Source organism: Sphingomonas sp. SORGH_AS_0789 (assembly GCF_031453055.1).
GTDB lineage: Bacteria > Pseudomonadota > Alphaproteobacteria > Sphingomonadales > Sphingomonadaceae > Sphingomonas.
Genome location: NZ_JAVIYV010000001.1, coordinates 1415006 through 1428490 on the forward strand (window position 1 = coordinate 1415006; position 13485 = coordinate 1428490).

Here is a 13485-nt window from a genome sequence, read left to right on the forward strand (position 1 = left end):
AGGTCTCCACCGTAAAGGTCGCAGCAACTGGACCCCGGCTTTCGCCGGGGTGGGGTGCATATATGATCTTCGGAATCAAAGGCCCCCCAAATCCGGGGCCTGTCTTGTGCCACAATTTGCTGTAACAGGCGGATCATCTCGGGCGCTCGGATGCGCCAATTCCCTATTCGACAGAGCCGCCCATGACTTCCCCCCGCCGTACCTTCGCGATCATCTCGCACCCTGACGCCGGTAAGACGACGCTGACCGAAAAGCTGCTCTATTTCGGCGGCGCGATCCATCTGGCGGGCGAGGTCAAGGCGCGCGGCCAGAACCGGCGCGCGCGGTCGGACTGGATGAAGATTGAGCAGCAGCGCGGCATCTCGGTCACCTCCTCGGTCATGACGTTCGAGAAGGACGGCGTGACCTTCAACCTGCTCGACACGCCGGGCCACGAGGATTTCTCGGAGGACACGTACCGCACCCTGACCGCCGTCGACTCGGCCGTGATGGTCATCGACGCGGCGCGCGGTATCGAGGCGCAGACGCGGAAACTCTTCGAGGTGTGCCGCCTGCGTTCGATGCCGATCATCACCTTCGTCAACAAGGTCGATCGCGAGGGCCGTCCGCCCTTCGAGCTGCTCGACGAGATCGCCGACATCCTGGCGCTCGACGTCGCGCCGATGAGCTGGCCGGTCGGCATGGGCGGGCTGTTCGAGGGGATCCTCGACCTGACCACCGGCAAGGTCAGCCGTCCCGAGGGCGACAGCCGCGCGTTCCTGGGCAAGGTGGACGAGGCGCCGACGCTGCCCGCCGAGATCGCCGAGGAGGTCGAACTCGCCCAGGCCGGTTATGCCGCGTTCGATGGCGAAGCCTATCGCAACGGCGACCTGACGCCCGTGTATTTCGGCTCCGCGCTGAAGGATTTCGGGGTCGCCGAGCTGATCGACGCGCTCAGCCGCCACGCGCCGCCGCCCCGGCCCCAGCCTGCCGAGCCCGCCCCCGTCGCGCCGGAGAACAAGGAAGTCACCGGCTTCGTGTTCAAGGTGCAGGCGAATATGGACCCGCAGCACCGCGACCGAATCGCGTTCATGCGGCTCTGCTCGGGCACCTTCAAGCGCGGCATGAAGCTGACCCCCACGGGCCATGGCAAGCCGATCGCGGTCCATTCGCCGATCCTGTTCTTCGCGCAGAATCGCGAAGTCGCGGACGAGGCGTTTCCGGGCGACATCATCGGCATTCCCAACCACGGCACGCTGCGCGTCGGGGACACGCTGTCGGAACGGGCGGACGTCCGCTTCACCGGCCTGCCCAATTTCGCGCCCGAAATCCTGCGCCGCGTCGCGCTGAAGGACCCGACCAAGACCAAGCAGCTGCGGAAAGCCCTGGACGACATGGCCGAGGAGGGGGTGACCCAGGTCTTCTATCCCGAGATCGGGTCGAACTGGATCATCGGCGTGGTCGGGCAGCTCCAGCTCGACGTGCTGCTGTCGCGGCTGGATGCGGAATATAAGGTCGCGGCCGGGCTGGAGCCCGCGCCGTTCGACACCGCGCGCTGGATCACGGCGGATGACCCCGCCGACCTGAAGGCGTTCATGGACCTGAACCGCTCGGCCATGGCCAAGGACCGCGACGACAACCCCGTCTTCCTCGCCAAGAGCGCCTGGGAGGTCGGCTATGTCGCCGATCGCTATCCCAAGGTCCGTTTCCTCGCGACGCGCGAACGATAAGGGAACCGGCGGGCCGTTTCGCGGCTTCAACGGTCCATGCACGAACAGGGACCCATCATGGACCGTACCGCGATCGAAGCGACCTTCGAGGCCAATGAGAAGCTGATCCGCCGCCGCGCGTTGAAGGCGGGGGCCAAGGCGCTGACCATCGGCACCGAAAGCCTGGCCGAGACGATCGACGCGATCGCCGACGCCTATGGCCTGACCGGCGCGCAGCGGCGTCAGCTGGAACCCGGCATGGCGATCGAGGCGCAGGAGATTGTCGGCAAGCTCAAGGGCTTTGTCGGCCCGGCCGCGATCCTGGGCGACCTGCGCGGCGGATCGGGGCTGTTGTCACAGGCGCGGGCGGCCGGAAAGCTCGCCAAGACCGCCCGCCGGATCGGCCAGGGTGGGCTGGCGGCGGGCCGGGTCGCGGCGCGCGGCGGCCGCGTGGCGCGCGCGGTGCCCTGGGCGGCGCTGGGCGTCGCAGCCTGGGGCGTGGGCAATGGCGGCTGGTTCTGGTGGCGGGCACACGCCTATAACCGGGCATGCCGGGATTTGCTGCTGGGCGAGCAGGGCGGGGTGGTCGCCACCGCTTGAGGCGAGCGCAGGGCGTGGGCTTCGACTTCGCTCAGCCTGAACGGGGTTTGGGATAAGGTACGATTATCCGTTCAGCCTGAGCGAAGTCGAAGGCCATGCCCCGACGCCTAGCGCTCCGCCCGGTCGTCCCAGGCCAATCCCTCGGCCAGCGAGTCGCGAATCGCGCGCAGCATCGTCGCGGGATCGTCCTTCGCCTTGGCCTCGCCCTCGAACAGCTGCTGGACGCCGCGCACGGTATAGCCCTGCTGGTTGAGCAGCCGGTCGATCCGGCGGATCAGCGTCAGGTCGTCGGGACGATAATAGCGGCGATTGCCCGCCCGCTGCACCGGCTTGAGCTGTGGGAAGCGGCCTTCCCAATAGCGCAGCACATGCTGCGCCACGCCGGTCTCACGCGACGCCTCACCGATGGTGCGCAGGGCACCATCGGCCTTTCCGCCGTCGGAAGGACGCTCGGGTCTATCCCGCCGCGACAATGCGATCGCGCATCATTTGGCTGGCGCGGAAGGTCAGGACGCGGCGGGGTGCGATCGGCACCTCGATCCCGGTCTTGGGATTGCGGCCGATCCGCTCTCCCTTGTCACGCAGCACGAAGGTGCCAAAACCGGAAATCTTGACATTCTCGCCGCGCGACAGGGCATCGCACATCTCGACGAGGATCTGTTCGACCACTTCGGCGGAATCGGAGCGCGAGAGCCCCATTTCCTGATGAAGCGACTCGGCAAGATCGGCGCGGGTCAAAGTTCCGGTGTTGGTCATGTCCATCCCCCAATGGTGTCTCAGATTGCGCCTAACACAGCGCAATATGCGACCGAAAGGGATTTATCTCGGTTAAGCAAAATCGATTGTTCAGAAGCGGATTACCGCCGCCCCCCAGGTAAAGCCCCCGCCCATTGCCTCCAGAACGATCAGATCATTTTCCTTGATGCGTCCGTCCCGGACCGCCGTATCCAGCGCCAGCGGAACCGAGGCGGCGGAGGTGTTGGCATGTTGGTCGACCGTGACGACGACCTTTCCGGCGGGAAGGTCCAACTTGCGCGCGGTCGCGTCGAGGATGCGGGCATTGGCCTGGTGCGGCACGACCCAGTCGACATCGGACGACGACAGACCGGCAAGACCCAGTGCTTCTTCCATGACTTGCGCCAGATTGACGACGGCGTGGCGAAAGACTTCGCGACCCTTCATCCGCAACTTGCCGACCGTGCCGGTGGTCGAGGGACCGCCATCGACATAGAGCAGGCCGTTGTGGCGGCCGTCGGCATGCAGCCGGGTCGCCAGGATGCCGCGGCCCTGGGCGTCGTCGCTCTCGCGCGCCTCCAGCACCATCGCGCCCGCGCCGTCGCCGAACAGGACGCAGGTGGTGCGATCCTCCCAGTCGAGGATGCGGCTGAAGGTTTCCGCGCCGATCACCAGCGCGCGACGCTGCACGCCGCTGCGCAGCATCGCGTCGGCGACCTGCACCGCATAGAGAAAGCCCGAGCAGACGGCGGCGACGTCGAACGCGACGCAGTCGTTGATGCCCAGCATCGCCTGGACCTTGGTCGCGGTGGCGGGGAAGGTCTGGTCGGGGGTGGCGGTGGCCAGGACGATCAGGTCGATGTCCTGCGCCGACAGGCCCGCGGCGGCGATCGCGGCCTTGGCGGCGTCGGCGGCCAGCGTCGCGGTCGTTTCCTCGGGGCCTGCGATATGGCGGAAGCGGATGCCGGTCCGCTCGACGATCCACTCGTCCGAAGTGTCGACCTCCTGCGCCAGTTCCGCGTTCGACACCCGCCGGGTGGGAAGCGCCGAGCCCGTGCCGGTGACGATCGAGCGTATCATGCCGCAGCCTCGAAGTTCAGGAGATCCTCGGCGATCCGCCGGGTCAGGTCGGCGCGCACCATCTTGGCCGCATTGCCGATCGCGGTGGCGACGCCCACTTCGGTCGCGCCGCCATGGCTCTTCACCACCAGCCCGTTCAGGCCGAGGAAGACCGCGCCATTATGGTTGTTGGGGTCGAGATGGTCGCGCAGCAATTCGGTGGCGGGGCGCGAGATCAGGAAGCCGATCTTCGACCGGGTCGAGGAGCGGAAGGCGCGCTTGAGCAGGTCGCCGACGAATCGCGCGGTGCCCTCGGCGGTCTTGAGCGCGATATTGCCCGCAAAGCCGTCGCACACGATCACATCGACCTCGCCACGGGCAAGCTGATTACCCTCGATGAAGCCGGTGAAGTTGAGCGGGAGATGGCTCTGCCCGCGCAGCACGGCGGCGGCGTCGCGAATCTCGTCGGTGCCCTTCTGGTCCTCGGACCCAATGTTGAGCAGCGCGACGCGCGGATTGTCGAGTTCGAGCAGCGTGCGGGCATAGGCCGCGCCCATCACCGCGAACTGGACGAGGTTGCGCGCATCGCATTCGGTATTGGCGCCGAGGTCGAGCATGACGACGTCATTGTCGCCGAGCGTGGGCAAGGGGGCGGCCAGTGCAGGCCGGTCGATGCCGGGCAGGGTGCGCAGCGACAGCTTGGCCATCGCCATCAATGCGCCGGTGTTACCCGACGAGACGGCGGCGGCGGCGCGACCGCGCTTCACCAGATCGATGGCGATGCCCATCGACGTGACGCGCGCGCGCCGGATCGCCTGGCTCGGCTTGTCGCTCGAGCCGACGACCTCGGGTGCGTGCACGATCTCGGACGCGGCGGACAGGTTGGGATGGGACTTCAGCCCCTCCGCAATCTGCGTCTCGTCCCCGACCAGCAGGAAGCGCATGCCTTCGAAGCGGCGTCGCGCTCTGGCGACACCGGCCAGCATCACGGCCAGCCCGTCGTCGCCGCCCATCGCATCGACGGCGATCCAGGCGTTATCGGCCATGCGTTCCTCTAACGGTCGTTATTGCCAGGAAGAGGGGATCAGCCCTCGACCGACACGACCTCACGGCCGTTATAGTGGCCGCAAGCGGTGCACAGATTGTGCGGACGCTTCAGCTCGCCGCAGTTCGGGCATTCCTGGAACGCGGCGATCGACAGCGAGTCGTGGCCACGGCGCATGCCGCGCTTGGAGGGCGAAGTCTTTCTCTTGGGGACGGCCATTGCGGCACCTTATCAATTCGAACAATGGGTGGAATACGCCACGGTCAGCACCCATTGCGCGCCCGGATCGAAGACCCGGCCGCGTGAGCACCCAGCCGGACGCATCGCGAAGCCCCGCGCCTATAGCGAGTTTTGCCGATGTTGCAAGCATCGCCGCAGAATGGCACGCGGTGTTCGGGTTCAATCGACGGAGAATATGGCGCTTATGGTCCTGCCGGTCACGCTCAGCATCGCGGCGGCCGCCGCGCTGGTCAATCTGTGGCTCGCGCTGCGAATCGTCGTCGGGCGGTTTCGCGGCAAGATCCTGATCGGCGACGGGGGCGATTCGCGACTCGTGGCGGGGATGCGCGCCCAGGCCAATTTCGTCGAATATGCGCCCTTCGTCCTGATCCTGATGGGGCTGATCGAGCTGGCGGGTGGCGCGCGCTTCTGGCTGTGGGTGCTGGGCGGCACGTTCGTCGTCGCGCGGATCGGCCATGGCTGGGGCATGACGCGGCCCGCGCCCAATGTCGGTCGCGCGGGCGGGGCGATCGGAACCTGGGCGATCCTGGCCTTGTTGGCCGGCTGGGCGATCGGGATCGTCTATACCGCGCAGGCCGTGCCTGTCGCGACCACCACCGTCGTGAGGATCGACCGCTGATGATTCGCTTTCCCCTGATCGGCCTGGCCGCCGTCGCGCTGACTGCCGCCGCCCCCGACCCCATCTCGCCCGCGCGGCTGTCGGCGGATGTGAAGACGCTCGCCTCCGACGCCTTTGAGGGGCGCGCACCGGGCACCCCGGGCGAGGCGAAGACCGTCGACTGGCTGGTCGCGCAGTTCAAGGCAATGGGGCTGCAACCCGGCGGTCCGAACGGACAATGGACCCAGCCGGTGCCGCTGATCCGCACCCAGATCGGGCAGGGGACGATGCGCGCGGGCACGATGCCGCTCGTCCAGGGGCAGGGCGTCTATGTCTCGACCGTGCGGCCCGTCGACCAGGTGGCGATCGCGAACGCGCCGATGGTGTTCGTCGGTTACGGCGTCCATGCGCCCGAGCGCGGCTGGGACGATTTCAAGGGCGTCGACCTGAAGGGCAAGATCGCGGTCTTCCTGGTCAACGATCCCGATTTCGAGGCCGCCCCCGGCGACGACGCCAAGGGGAAGTTCGGCGACCGGCGGATGACCTATTATGGCCGCTGGACCTATAAATATGAGGAAGCCGCGCGACAGGGCGCGATCGGCGCGCTGATCGTCCATGATACGCCGGGCGCGGGCTATGGCTGGGCGACGGTGACGGCCCCGGCGGGCGAGAATTACGATATCGTCCGCGCCGATCCGACCTCGCGCGTGCTGCTTCAGGGCTGGCTGTCGGGCGAGGCGGCGACGAAGCTGTTCGCCGCCGCCGGGCTCGACCTGGCGCAGCAGCGTGCCCGCGCGCGGCGGGCCGATTTCCGCCCCGTCACGCTGGAGGGGCAGCGATTCTCCGCCGATCTGCCGGTCAAGACGGTGCGCGCGGAAAGCCGCAACGTGCTGGCCAGGCTGCCCGGCAGGACGCGCCCCGACGAGGTGGTGATGTTCGGCGCGCATTGGGACGCCTATGGCAAGGGCGCGCCGGACGCGCAGGGCCGGGTGATCCGGCCGGGCGCCAATGACGATGCGCTGGGCGTGGCGGGCGTGCTGGAGCTGGCGCGCGCGTTCAAGGCGGCGCCGCGCACCGACCGCAGCCTCGTCTTCGCGCTGTGGACCGGCGAGGAGCGCGGCCTGCTGGGGTCCGAGACCTATGCAGTCAATCCGGTCACGCCGCTGGCCAAGACGGTCGCGAACCTGACGCTGGACATCCTCCAGACGGCGGGACCGTCGCGGGACGTGATGCTGGTCGGGGACGGCCAGAACGACCTGGAGGACTGGCTGAAGGTCGCCGCTGCCGCGCAAGGACGCACGGTGACGCCCGAGGCGCTGCCCGAGCGCGGGCTGTTCTACCGCGCCGATCACTTCTCGGTCGCGCGGCGCGGCGTGCCGACGCTGCTGCTGATGGCGATCAGTGGCGCGCCCGATCTGGTGGCCGGAGGACGCCCGGCGGGGCAGGCATGGCTCGACACCTATATGCGCTGCTACCACCAGACCTGCGATGCCTGGGATTCGACATGGGACCTGAGCGGGGCGGCGAAGGATGTCGGCCTGTTCTACCGGATCGGGCGCGATCTGGCCGATGGGCGCGACTGGCCGGAATGGCGCGCGGGGTCCGAGTTCAAGGCGATTCGGGCGGAGAGTGCTGCGGAGCGGAAGTGATTCCCTTGGCCTTCGACTTCGGCGCAAAGTGCCGAAGTTTATCCTGAGCGGCTGGCTTGCCAGCCAGCCGAAGGGCTCAGGCTGAACGGGGGTAGGGAGTGGGCTCTCTTTTCAACCTCCGTTCAGGCTGAGCGAAGTCGAAGCCCACGCCCCACCTCACCCCAAATGACAAGGCCCCAGCCTGCGCTGGGGCGACGGGTCAAAGACCCAACACCCGGTCCGCCACGAAGGCATTGCTCTGCCGCTCATGCCCGAAGGTGCTGGGCTGGCCATGGCCGGGAATGAAGGCGGTCTCGTTGCCCAGCGGCCAGAGCTTCTCGACGATCGAGCGGATCAGCGTGTCGTGATCCCCGCCGGGCAGGTCCGAGCGCCCGACCGAGCCCTGGAACAGCACGTCGCCGACCAGCGCGAAATGCGACGGCGCATGGTGGAAGATCACATGGCCGCGCGTATGCCCCGGCGTCTCGTACACATCGAGCGTCAGGTCGCCGATCGTCACCGTGTCGCCCTCCGACAGCCAGCGGGTCGGCTCCAGCACCTGGGCGGGGATGCCATAAGCCTGGCCGTCTTCGTCGAGCCGCGCGAGCCAGAAGCGATCCTCCTCCTGCGGCCCCTCCACGGGCACGCCCAGCGTATCGGACAGCGCCTTGGCACCGCCCGCATGGTCGATATGACCATGGGTCAGCAGGATTTTTTCCACCGTCACGCCGGTCTTGGCGATGGCATCTCGAATGCGCGGCAGGTCGCCGCCGGGATCGACCACCGCCGCCTTCATCGTCGCGGTGCACCAGACGATCGAGCAATTCTGCTGAAGCGGGGTGACGGGGACGATCGCGGCGCGCAGCGGCGGATTTTGCAAGGGGTCGGTCATCCCCCCGAGATAGGCAATGGCACAGGATCGGCCAATCGATACTTGCATGTGCGGGGGCGGGCCGTGCATGCATGGCCCTTCATGATGGTGAACCCCCCTCCGTTCGTCCTGCTGGACGATGCCCGCCACGGGGGAGCGGCCGCACGTCTCTATGCCGCGCCGGTCGACATCGTGACCGCGCATCGCCCCGAACAGGTCGCCCCCGCGCTGGCTGCGCTACGCCGCGCGCAGCGGCAGGGGCTGCATGCCGCCGGCTATCTGGCCTATGAGGCGGGGGCGGCGTTCGAGCCGGGAGTAGCGGCCCGCGCGGTTGACGGACCGCTGCTGTGGTTCGGGCTGTTCCGCGATCATGCGACGGTCGATGTCCCGGCGCTGCTGCCCGACCCCGCCGGTGCCTGGGCGGGCGATCTGGTTCCCGAGGGCGATGCGCAGCGCCATGCCCGGCAATTCGCCGAGGTGCAGGCGCTGATCGCGGCGGGCGATCTCTATCAGGTCAATCTGACCTTTCGCGCGCAGGTGCCGGTCGCGGGCGATCCGCTGGCGCTCTATGCGGGACTGCGCGCCCGGTCGCGCGCGGGCTGGGGCGCGGTGGTGGCGACGGAGGAGGCGACCATCCTGTCGCTGTCGCCCGAGCTGTTCTTCGCGCTGGAGGACGGCCGCCTGACCGCGCGGCCGATGAAGGGGACCGCACGGCGCGACGACGACCCCGCCGCCGATGCACGCGCGGCGCAGGAACTGCGCGACGATCCCAAGCAGCGTGCCGAGAATCTGATGATCGTCGACCTGATGCGCAACGACCTGTCGCGAGTCGCGCGGCCGGGCAGCGTCGCGGTGCCCGCGCTTTTCGCGGTCGAACCCTATCCGACCGTCCACCAGATGGTGTCGACCGTCACCGCCGATCTGGCCGAGGGGCAGGACGCCCTGGACGTGCTGTCCGCGCTTTTCCCCTGCGGCTCGATCACCGGCGCGCCCAAGATCCGCGCGATGCAGGCGATCGCGGAGATCGAGGATTCGCCCCGCGGCCTCTATACCGGCGCGATCGGGCGACTCGATGCGGATGGCGATGCGATGTTCAACGTCGCGATCCGCACCCTGACCTGGCCGCACGGCGCCGACCATGCGACGCTGGGGCTGGGATCGGGGGTGGTCGCCGACTCGGTGGCGGCGGACGAGTGGGACGAATGCCTCGCCAAGGCCGCCTTCCTGGACGGCGGGCGCAGCGATGTCGATCTGATCGAGACCATGGCCTTCGATCCCGTCGACGGCATCCAGCATCTGGAAGAGCATCTCGCCCGGATGAAGGCGAGCGCGGCGGCGCTGGGCTTCACCTTCGACCGGCATGACGCGCGCAACGAGTTGCAGGCGGCGACCTTCCGCCTGCGCGATACCCGGCGCATCCGGCTGTTGCTGGCGCGCAGCGGCGCGGTGGTGGTCGAGGTCGCGCCGCGTCCGGCGCCGTTCGACGGGGTGGTGCCGGTGCGGATCGTGCCGCTGCCCGTCGCCACGTCCGACCTGCGGCTGCGCCACAAGACCAGCGCGCGGGGCTTCTACGACTCGGCACGGGCGGCGGCGGGCACGGCCGAGGTCGTGTTCGAGACGCCCGACGGCTATCTGACCGAGGGCAGCTATAGCTCGCTGTTCGTCGCGCGCGGCGACAAGCTGGTGACGCCGCCGCTGGCACAGGGGCTGCTGCCGGGCGTGCTGCGCGGCCATCTGATCGAGAGCGGTCGCGCGGTCGAGGGGGCGTTGACCCGTGCCGATCTGCAAGACGGATTCTTGCTTGGCAACGCGCTTCGCGGATTGTTTCGTGCACAGATGGTTGCGGATTGAGGCAGGAGGGCGCTAAAGCGCGCCCGCACTCTCCTGTCGCAAAGGTTCCGTTCCATGCAGCCCTCCGCCGCGCTCGGCCGTATCAGCCCGTCCCCCACGCTCGCCATCACCAGCCGCGTGATGGAGCTGAAGCGCGCCGGCGTCGACGTGATCGGGCTGGGCGCGGGCGAGCCCGATTTCGACACGCCCGACTTCGTGAAAGAGGCCGCGATCCAGGCGATTCGGGACGGCAAGACCAAATATACGAATGTCGACGGCACGCCCGAGCTGAAAGCCGCGATCGCGCAGAAGTTCGCGCGCGACAACGGCCTGACCTACAAGGCCGATCAGATCAGCGTGAATGTCGGCGGCAAGCACACCCTGTTCAACGCGATGGTCGCGACGATCGACGCCGGAGACGAGGTGGTGATCCCGGCACCTTACTGGGTCAGCTATCCGGACGTCGTCCAGTTCGCGGGCGGCGTGCCGGTGATCGTCAAGGCCGGGCCGGAACAGGGTTACAAGCTGACCCCCGAGGCGCTCGACGCCGCGATCACGCCCAGGACCAAGTGGGTCATCCTGAACTCGCCGTCCAATCCGACGGGCGCGGGCTATACCGCCGACGAGCTGAAGGCGCTGGGCGAGGTCATCCTTCGCCATCCGCATGTCTGGGTCTTCGCCGACGATATGTACGAACATATCGTCTATGACGGCTTCCGCTTTGCCACCATCGCGCAGGTCTGCCCCGAGCTGTACGAGCGCACGCTGACCGTCAACGGCTGTTCCAAGGCCTATGCGATGACCGGCTGGCGAATCGGCTATGCGGGCGGCGCGCCCTGGCTGATCAAGGTGATCGCCAAGCTCCAGTCGCAGTCGACCTCCAACCCCTGCTCGATCGCGCAGGCGGCGGCGACGGCGGCGCTGACCGGCGACCAGAGCTTCCTGGCCGAGCGCAATCTGGCGTTCCAGGCGCGGCGCGACATGGTCGTGTCGATGCTCAACGCAATCGACGGCATGACCTGCCCGACGCCCGAAGGGGCCTTCTACGTCTATCCGTCCTTTGCGCCGCTGATCGGCAAGACCACGCCCTCGGGTCGGTTGATCGACAGCGACGAGGCGTTCGTCGGCTATCTGCTCGACGATGCGAGGGTCGCGGCGGTGCAGGGCGCGGCGTTCGGCCTCTCGCCCGCGATGCGAATCAGCTATGCGACCTCGGACGCGCTGCTCAAGGAAGCGTGCACCCGCATTCAGACGGCCTGCGCCGCGCTGAAATAATTTCCCGCCCCTGCGGCGGTGCGAAAGCCCGTGGGTATGGCCAAAAGGCTGTACCTGCGGGCTTTTTCCTATCCCTATGTGCGCCGCAGCAATAAGGCCTAACTGTGGCATGAACGACACGTCCACGTGCCGTTAATGCTGTGTTTCTATAAATGCCATTGTCGGAAGGACGCGGATCGACCAGATGGCGCCCGGAAGATCGCCGCCCATTCGGGGGCGACCCGTTTTAGACAGGTGAAGACGAATGCGTGCCCTCCTCAAGTCCAGCTTCGTGTGGCAGTTCGCCGGCGGATTTGCGCTGGGTGCCCTGGGCCTCATCGTGCTTCACCCCGCCGAAGCGCCCAGCCGTTACGGTTCGGCCCCGGTCGAGGCGGTTCGCTAAGCGACGGGCCTGGCCTTCGACTTCGCGCAGGCTGAACGCAGCGAAGGGCGAAGGCCATCACAACAGCCGTTCAGGCTGAGCGAAGTCGAAGCCCACGCTACAACGCCAGCCCCTGGCCGAACCCCAAAGACACCCCATATCCCGGCGATGCGCAATAGCCTCTGCATCGCCCTGGCCGCGACCGCATTCGGAGCGGTCGCCTTGTCCTCGCTTCCCGCGCACGCCGAGCGTGCCGTGCCGTTGCCCAAGGCGACGCTCGACCTGCCCGCCGCGCGGCGCCCGCAGGTGGCGGTCCTGGCGGGCGGCTGTTTCTGGGGCATGGAGGCGGTGTTCGAGCGGGTGAAGGGCGTGCGCGGCGTCACCGCGGGGTATGCCGGGGGCGCGGCGGCCGATGCCAACTACGCCGCCGTCTCGACCGAGCGGACTCGCCATGCCGAGGCGATCCGGATCACCTACGACCCCGCGCAGGTCTCCTATGCCACGCTGCTGCGCGTCTATTTCTCGATCGCGCACGACCCGACCCAGGTCGGCGGGCAGGGCCCCGATCGCGGTCCCAGCTATCGCTCGGCCATCTTCGCCCAGTCGCCCGAACAGGCGCGGGTGGCGCGCGCCTATATCGCGCAGCTGAGTCAGGCCCATGCCTTTGCCAGGCCGATCACGACGCGGATCGAGCAGGGGCGCTTCTTCCCCGCCGAGGCGGATCACCAGAATTTCTACGACCGCAATCCCGGCCATCCCTATATCATGCGCTGGGACAAGCCCAAGGTGGCGGGCTTCCGCGCGGGCTTCCCCGATCTGGCGCGCGCGGGATAGGCCTCAGGCCGCGACCGGAAAGCGCAGCATCCGGTCGCGCACTGGCACCAGCGCCTCGGCCGGGCGACCGACCGCCTGGACCAGCGCGGGGTGGTCGACGTCCAGCCCCCCGGTCAGCGCCCCGAAGGCGGGCAGGACCAGCTTGCGCGCGGTGCCGATGAAACAGCGGCGCGCGACCATCTTGCCCCGGACGCGCAGGCGCAGCTTGGGATGGAAATGGCCCGACAGTTCGGGCCGCGTCTCGGCGGGATCGGCCTCGTGGCGCAGGATCAGCCCGTCGACCGCCGCTTCGTCCATCACCGCGCCGCCGCAGCGATCGCGCAGGACGGGATCGTGATTGCCGGTGATCCACATCCACCGCGTCGCGCCGGTCAGCGCGAGCAGCATCGCGCGCGCCTCGGGCAGCAGGCGGTCGCACCCCTCCGCATCGTGAAAGCTGTCGCCCAGGCACCAGACCTCGCGCGCGCCGGTCTGGCGGACCAGCGCGGTCAGCTCGGTCAGCGTGGCGAGCGAATCATAGGGCGGCAGCATCTGCCCGCCCCCGGCATACCAGCTCGCCTTCTCCAGATGGAGATCGGCGACCAGCAGCGCGCCCCGCGCGGGCCAGAACAGCGCGCCATCGGCCAGGGCCTTGAACGCCTGGCCGCCGAACGAAAAGGGAACCATTTCCTGTCCATGCGCTTGACGCCTGGCAAGATCAAGCGATTGCACAGGCTATGGG

The 13485-nt window shown here is 68.1% G+C and carries 15 protein-coding genes; 8 read left to right on the top strand and 7 right to left on the bottom strand.

Features of this window, described 5'->3' with window-relative positions; translation table 11 throughout:
- The first annotated feature begins 182 nt into the window (after positions 1–182).
- Both QE360_RS06585 and QE360_RS06590 read left to right on the top strand, forming a co-directional pair.
- Positions 183–1709, top strand: coding sequence for a peptide chain release factor 3 (locus QE360_RS06585; RefSeq protein WP_309700203.1), 1527 nt, complete (start codon positions 183–185; stop codon positions 1707–1709).
- Between the two features lie 57 nt (positions 1710–1766).
- Positions 1767–2288: a hypothetical protein gene (locus tag QE360_RS06590; RefSeq protein ID WP_309700205.1), complete on the top strand. Its 522-nt coding sequence runs from the start codon at positions 1767–1769 to the stop codon at positions 2286–2288.
- A 107-nt stretch (positions 2289–2395) separates the two neighbouring features.
- Here QE360_RS06590 and QE360_RS06595 read toward each other — a convergent pair whose 3' ends face one another.
- From QE360_RS06595 to rpmF, 5 genes are all read right to left on the bottom strand, one after another.
- On the bottom strand, positions 2396–2761 hold the full coding sequence (locus QE360_RS06595; RefSeq protein WP_307101568.1) for a MerR family transcriptional regulator: 366 nt from the start codon (positions 2759–2761) through the stop codon (positions 2396–2398).
- Positions 2745–3044, bottom strand: a complete 300-nt coding sequence (locus tag QE360_RS06600; protein WP_309700207.1) for an integration host factor subunit alpha — start codon at positions 3042–3044, stop codon at positions 2745–2747. The genes QE360_RS06595 and QE360_RS06600 overlap by 17 nt, the downstream gene beginning before the upstream one ends.
- A gap of 90 nt (positions 3045–3134) precedes the next feature.
- Positions 3135–4103 carry a beta-ketoacyl-ACP synthase III gene (locus QE360_RS06605; RefSeq protein ID WP_309691029.1) on the bottom strand — a complete coding sequence of 323 codons (969 nt, stop codon included), beginning with the start codon at positions 4101–4103 and terminating at the stop codon, positions 3135–3137.
- Complete coding sequence (gene plsX / locus QE360_RS06610; protein ID WP_309700209.1) at positions 4100–5128, bottom strand: phosphate acyltransferase PlsX; 1029 nt, start codon at positions 5126–5128, stop codon at positions 4100–4102. Before plsX ends, QE360_RS06605 begins: the two co-directional genes overlap by 4 nt.
- Before the next feature lie 38 nt (positions 5129–5166).
- A complete protein-coding gene (gene rpmF, locus QE360_RS06615; RefSeq protein WP_230482852.1) occupies positions 5167–5346 on the bottom strand; it encodes a 50S ribosomal protein L32 in 180 nt (59 codons plus the stop codon).
- A gap of 205 nt (positions 5347–5551) precedes the next feature.
- On the opposite strand from rpmF, the gene QE360_RS06620 reads away from it, so the two are divergent.
- Positions 5552–5986, top strand: a complete 435-nt coding sequence (locus QE360_RS06620) for an MAPEG family protein (RefSeq protein ID WP_309704091.1) — start codon at positions 5552–5554, stop codon at positions 5984–5986.
- Positions 5986–7614 carry a M28 family metallopeptidase gene (locus QE360_RS06625; RefSeq protein WP_309700211.1) on the top strand — a complete coding sequence of 543 codons (1629 nt, stop codon included), beginning with the start codon at positions 5986–5988 and terminating at the stop codon, positions 7612–7614. Before QE360_RS06620 ends, QE360_RS06625 begins: the two co-directional genes overlap by 1 nt.
- A gap of 199 nt (positions 7615–7813) precedes the next feature.
- Here QE360_RS06625 and QE360_RS06630 read toward each other — a convergent pair whose 3' ends face one another.
- A complete protein-coding gene (locus QE360_RS06630; protein ID WP_309700214.1) occupies positions 7814–8485 on the bottom strand; it encodes an MBL fold metallo-hydrolase in 672 nt (223 codons plus the stop codon).
- 81 nt (positions 8486–8566) lie between these two features.
- Between QE360_RS06630 and pabB the strand changes: the two genes are divergently transcribed.
- From pabB to msrA, 4 genes are all read left to right on the top strand, one after another.
- Entirely contained in the window at positions 8567–10315 is a 1749-nt protein-coding gene (pabB, locus tag QE360_RS06635) for an aminodeoxychorismate synthase component I (RefSeq protein ID WP_405052576.1), read from the top strand.
- A 54-nt stretch (positions 10316–10369) separates the two neighbouring features.
- A complete protein-coding gene (locus QE360_RS06640) occupies positions 10370–11569 on the top strand; it encodes a pyridoxal phosphate-dependent aminotransferase (RefSeq protein WP_309700218.1) in 1200 nt (399 codons plus the stop codon).
- Between the two features lie 244 nt (positions 11570–11813).
- A complete protein-coding gene (locus QE360_RS06645) occupies positions 11814–11951 on the top strand; it encodes a hypothetical protein (protein ID WP_307101551.1) in 138 nt (45 codons plus the stop codon).
- A gap of 147 nt (positions 11952–12098) precedes the next feature.
- Positions 12099–12764 carry a peptide-methionine (S)-S-oxide reductase MsrA gene (gene msrA / locus QE360_RS06650; protein ID WP_309700220.1) on the top strand — a complete coding sequence of 222 codons (666 nt, stop codon included), beginning with the start codon at positions 12099–12101 and terminating at the stop codon, positions 12762–12764.
- 3 nt (positions 12765–12767) lie between these two features.
- Here msrA and pdeM read toward each other — a convergent pair whose 3' ends face one another.
- Entirely contained in the window at positions 12768–13430 is a 663-nt protein-coding gene (gene pdeM / locus QE360_RS06655; protein WP_309700222.1) for a ligase-associated DNA damage response endonuclease PdeM, read from the bottom strand.
- Positions 13431–13485 lie beyond the last annotated feature (55 nt).

What these genes read in the sequence shown, in the direction of transcription:
- QE360_RS06585 (WP_309700203.1), top strand. Translation starts at nt 183, where the DNA reads ATGACTTCCCCCCGCCGTACCTTCGCGATCATCTCGCACCCTGACGCC.
- QE360_RS06590 (WP_309700205.1), top strand. Translation starts at nt 1,767, where the DNA reads ATGGACCGTACCGCGATCGAAGCGACCTTCGAGGCCAATGAGAAGCTG.
- QE360_RS06600 (WP_309700207.1), bottom strand. Translation starts at nt 3,044, where the DNA reads ATGACCAACACCGGAACTTTGACCCGCGCCGATCTTGCCGAGTCGCTT.
- QE360_RS06605 (WP_309691029.1), bottom strand. Translation starts at nt 4,103, where the DNA reads ATGATACGCTCGATCGTCACCGGCACGGGCTCGGCGCTTCCCACCCGG.
- plsX (WP_309700209.1), bottom strand. Translation starts at nt 5,128, where the DNA reads ATGGCCGATAACGCCTGGATCGCCGTCGATGCGATGGGCGGCGACGAC.
- rpmF (WP_230482852.1), bottom strand. Translation starts at nt 5,346, where the DNA reads ATGGCCGTCCCCAAGAGAAAGACTTCGCCCTCCAAGCGCGGCATGCGC.
- QE360_RS06620 (WP_309704091.1), top strand. Translation starts at nt 5,552, where the DNA reads ATGGTCCTGCCGGTCACGCTCAGCATCGCGGCGGCCGCCGCGCTGGTC.
- QE360_RS06625 (WP_309700211.1), top strand. Translation starts at nt 5,986, where the DNA reads ATGATTCGCTTTCCCCTGATCGGCCTGGCCGCCGTCGCGCTGACTGCC.
- QE360_RS06630 (WP_309700214.1), bottom strand. Translation starts at nt 8,485, where the DNA reads ATGACCGACCCCTTGCAAAATCCGCCGCTGCGCGCCGCGATCGTCCCC.
- pabB (WP_405052576.1), top strand. Translation starts at nt 8,567, where the DNA reads ATGATGGTGAACCCCCCTCCGTTCGTCCTGCTGGACGATGCCCGCCAC.
- QE360_RS06640 (WP_309700218.1), top strand. Translation starts at nt 10,370, where the DNA reads ATGCAGCCCTCCGCCGCGCTCGGCCGTATCAGCCCGTCCCCCACGCTC.
- QE360_RS06645 (WP_307101551.1), top strand. Translation starts at nt 11,814, where the DNA reads ATGCGTGCCCTCCTCAAGTCCAGCTTCGTGTGGCAGTTCGCCGGCGGA.
- msrA (WP_309700220.1), top strand. Translation starts at nt 12,099, where the DNA reads ATGCGCAATAGCCTCTGCATCGCCCTGGCCGCGACCGCATTCGGAGCG.
- pdeM (WP_309700222.1), bottom strand. Translation starts at nt 13,430, where the DNA reads ATGGTTCCCTTTTCGTTCGGCGGCCAGGCGTTCAAGGCCCTGGCCGAT.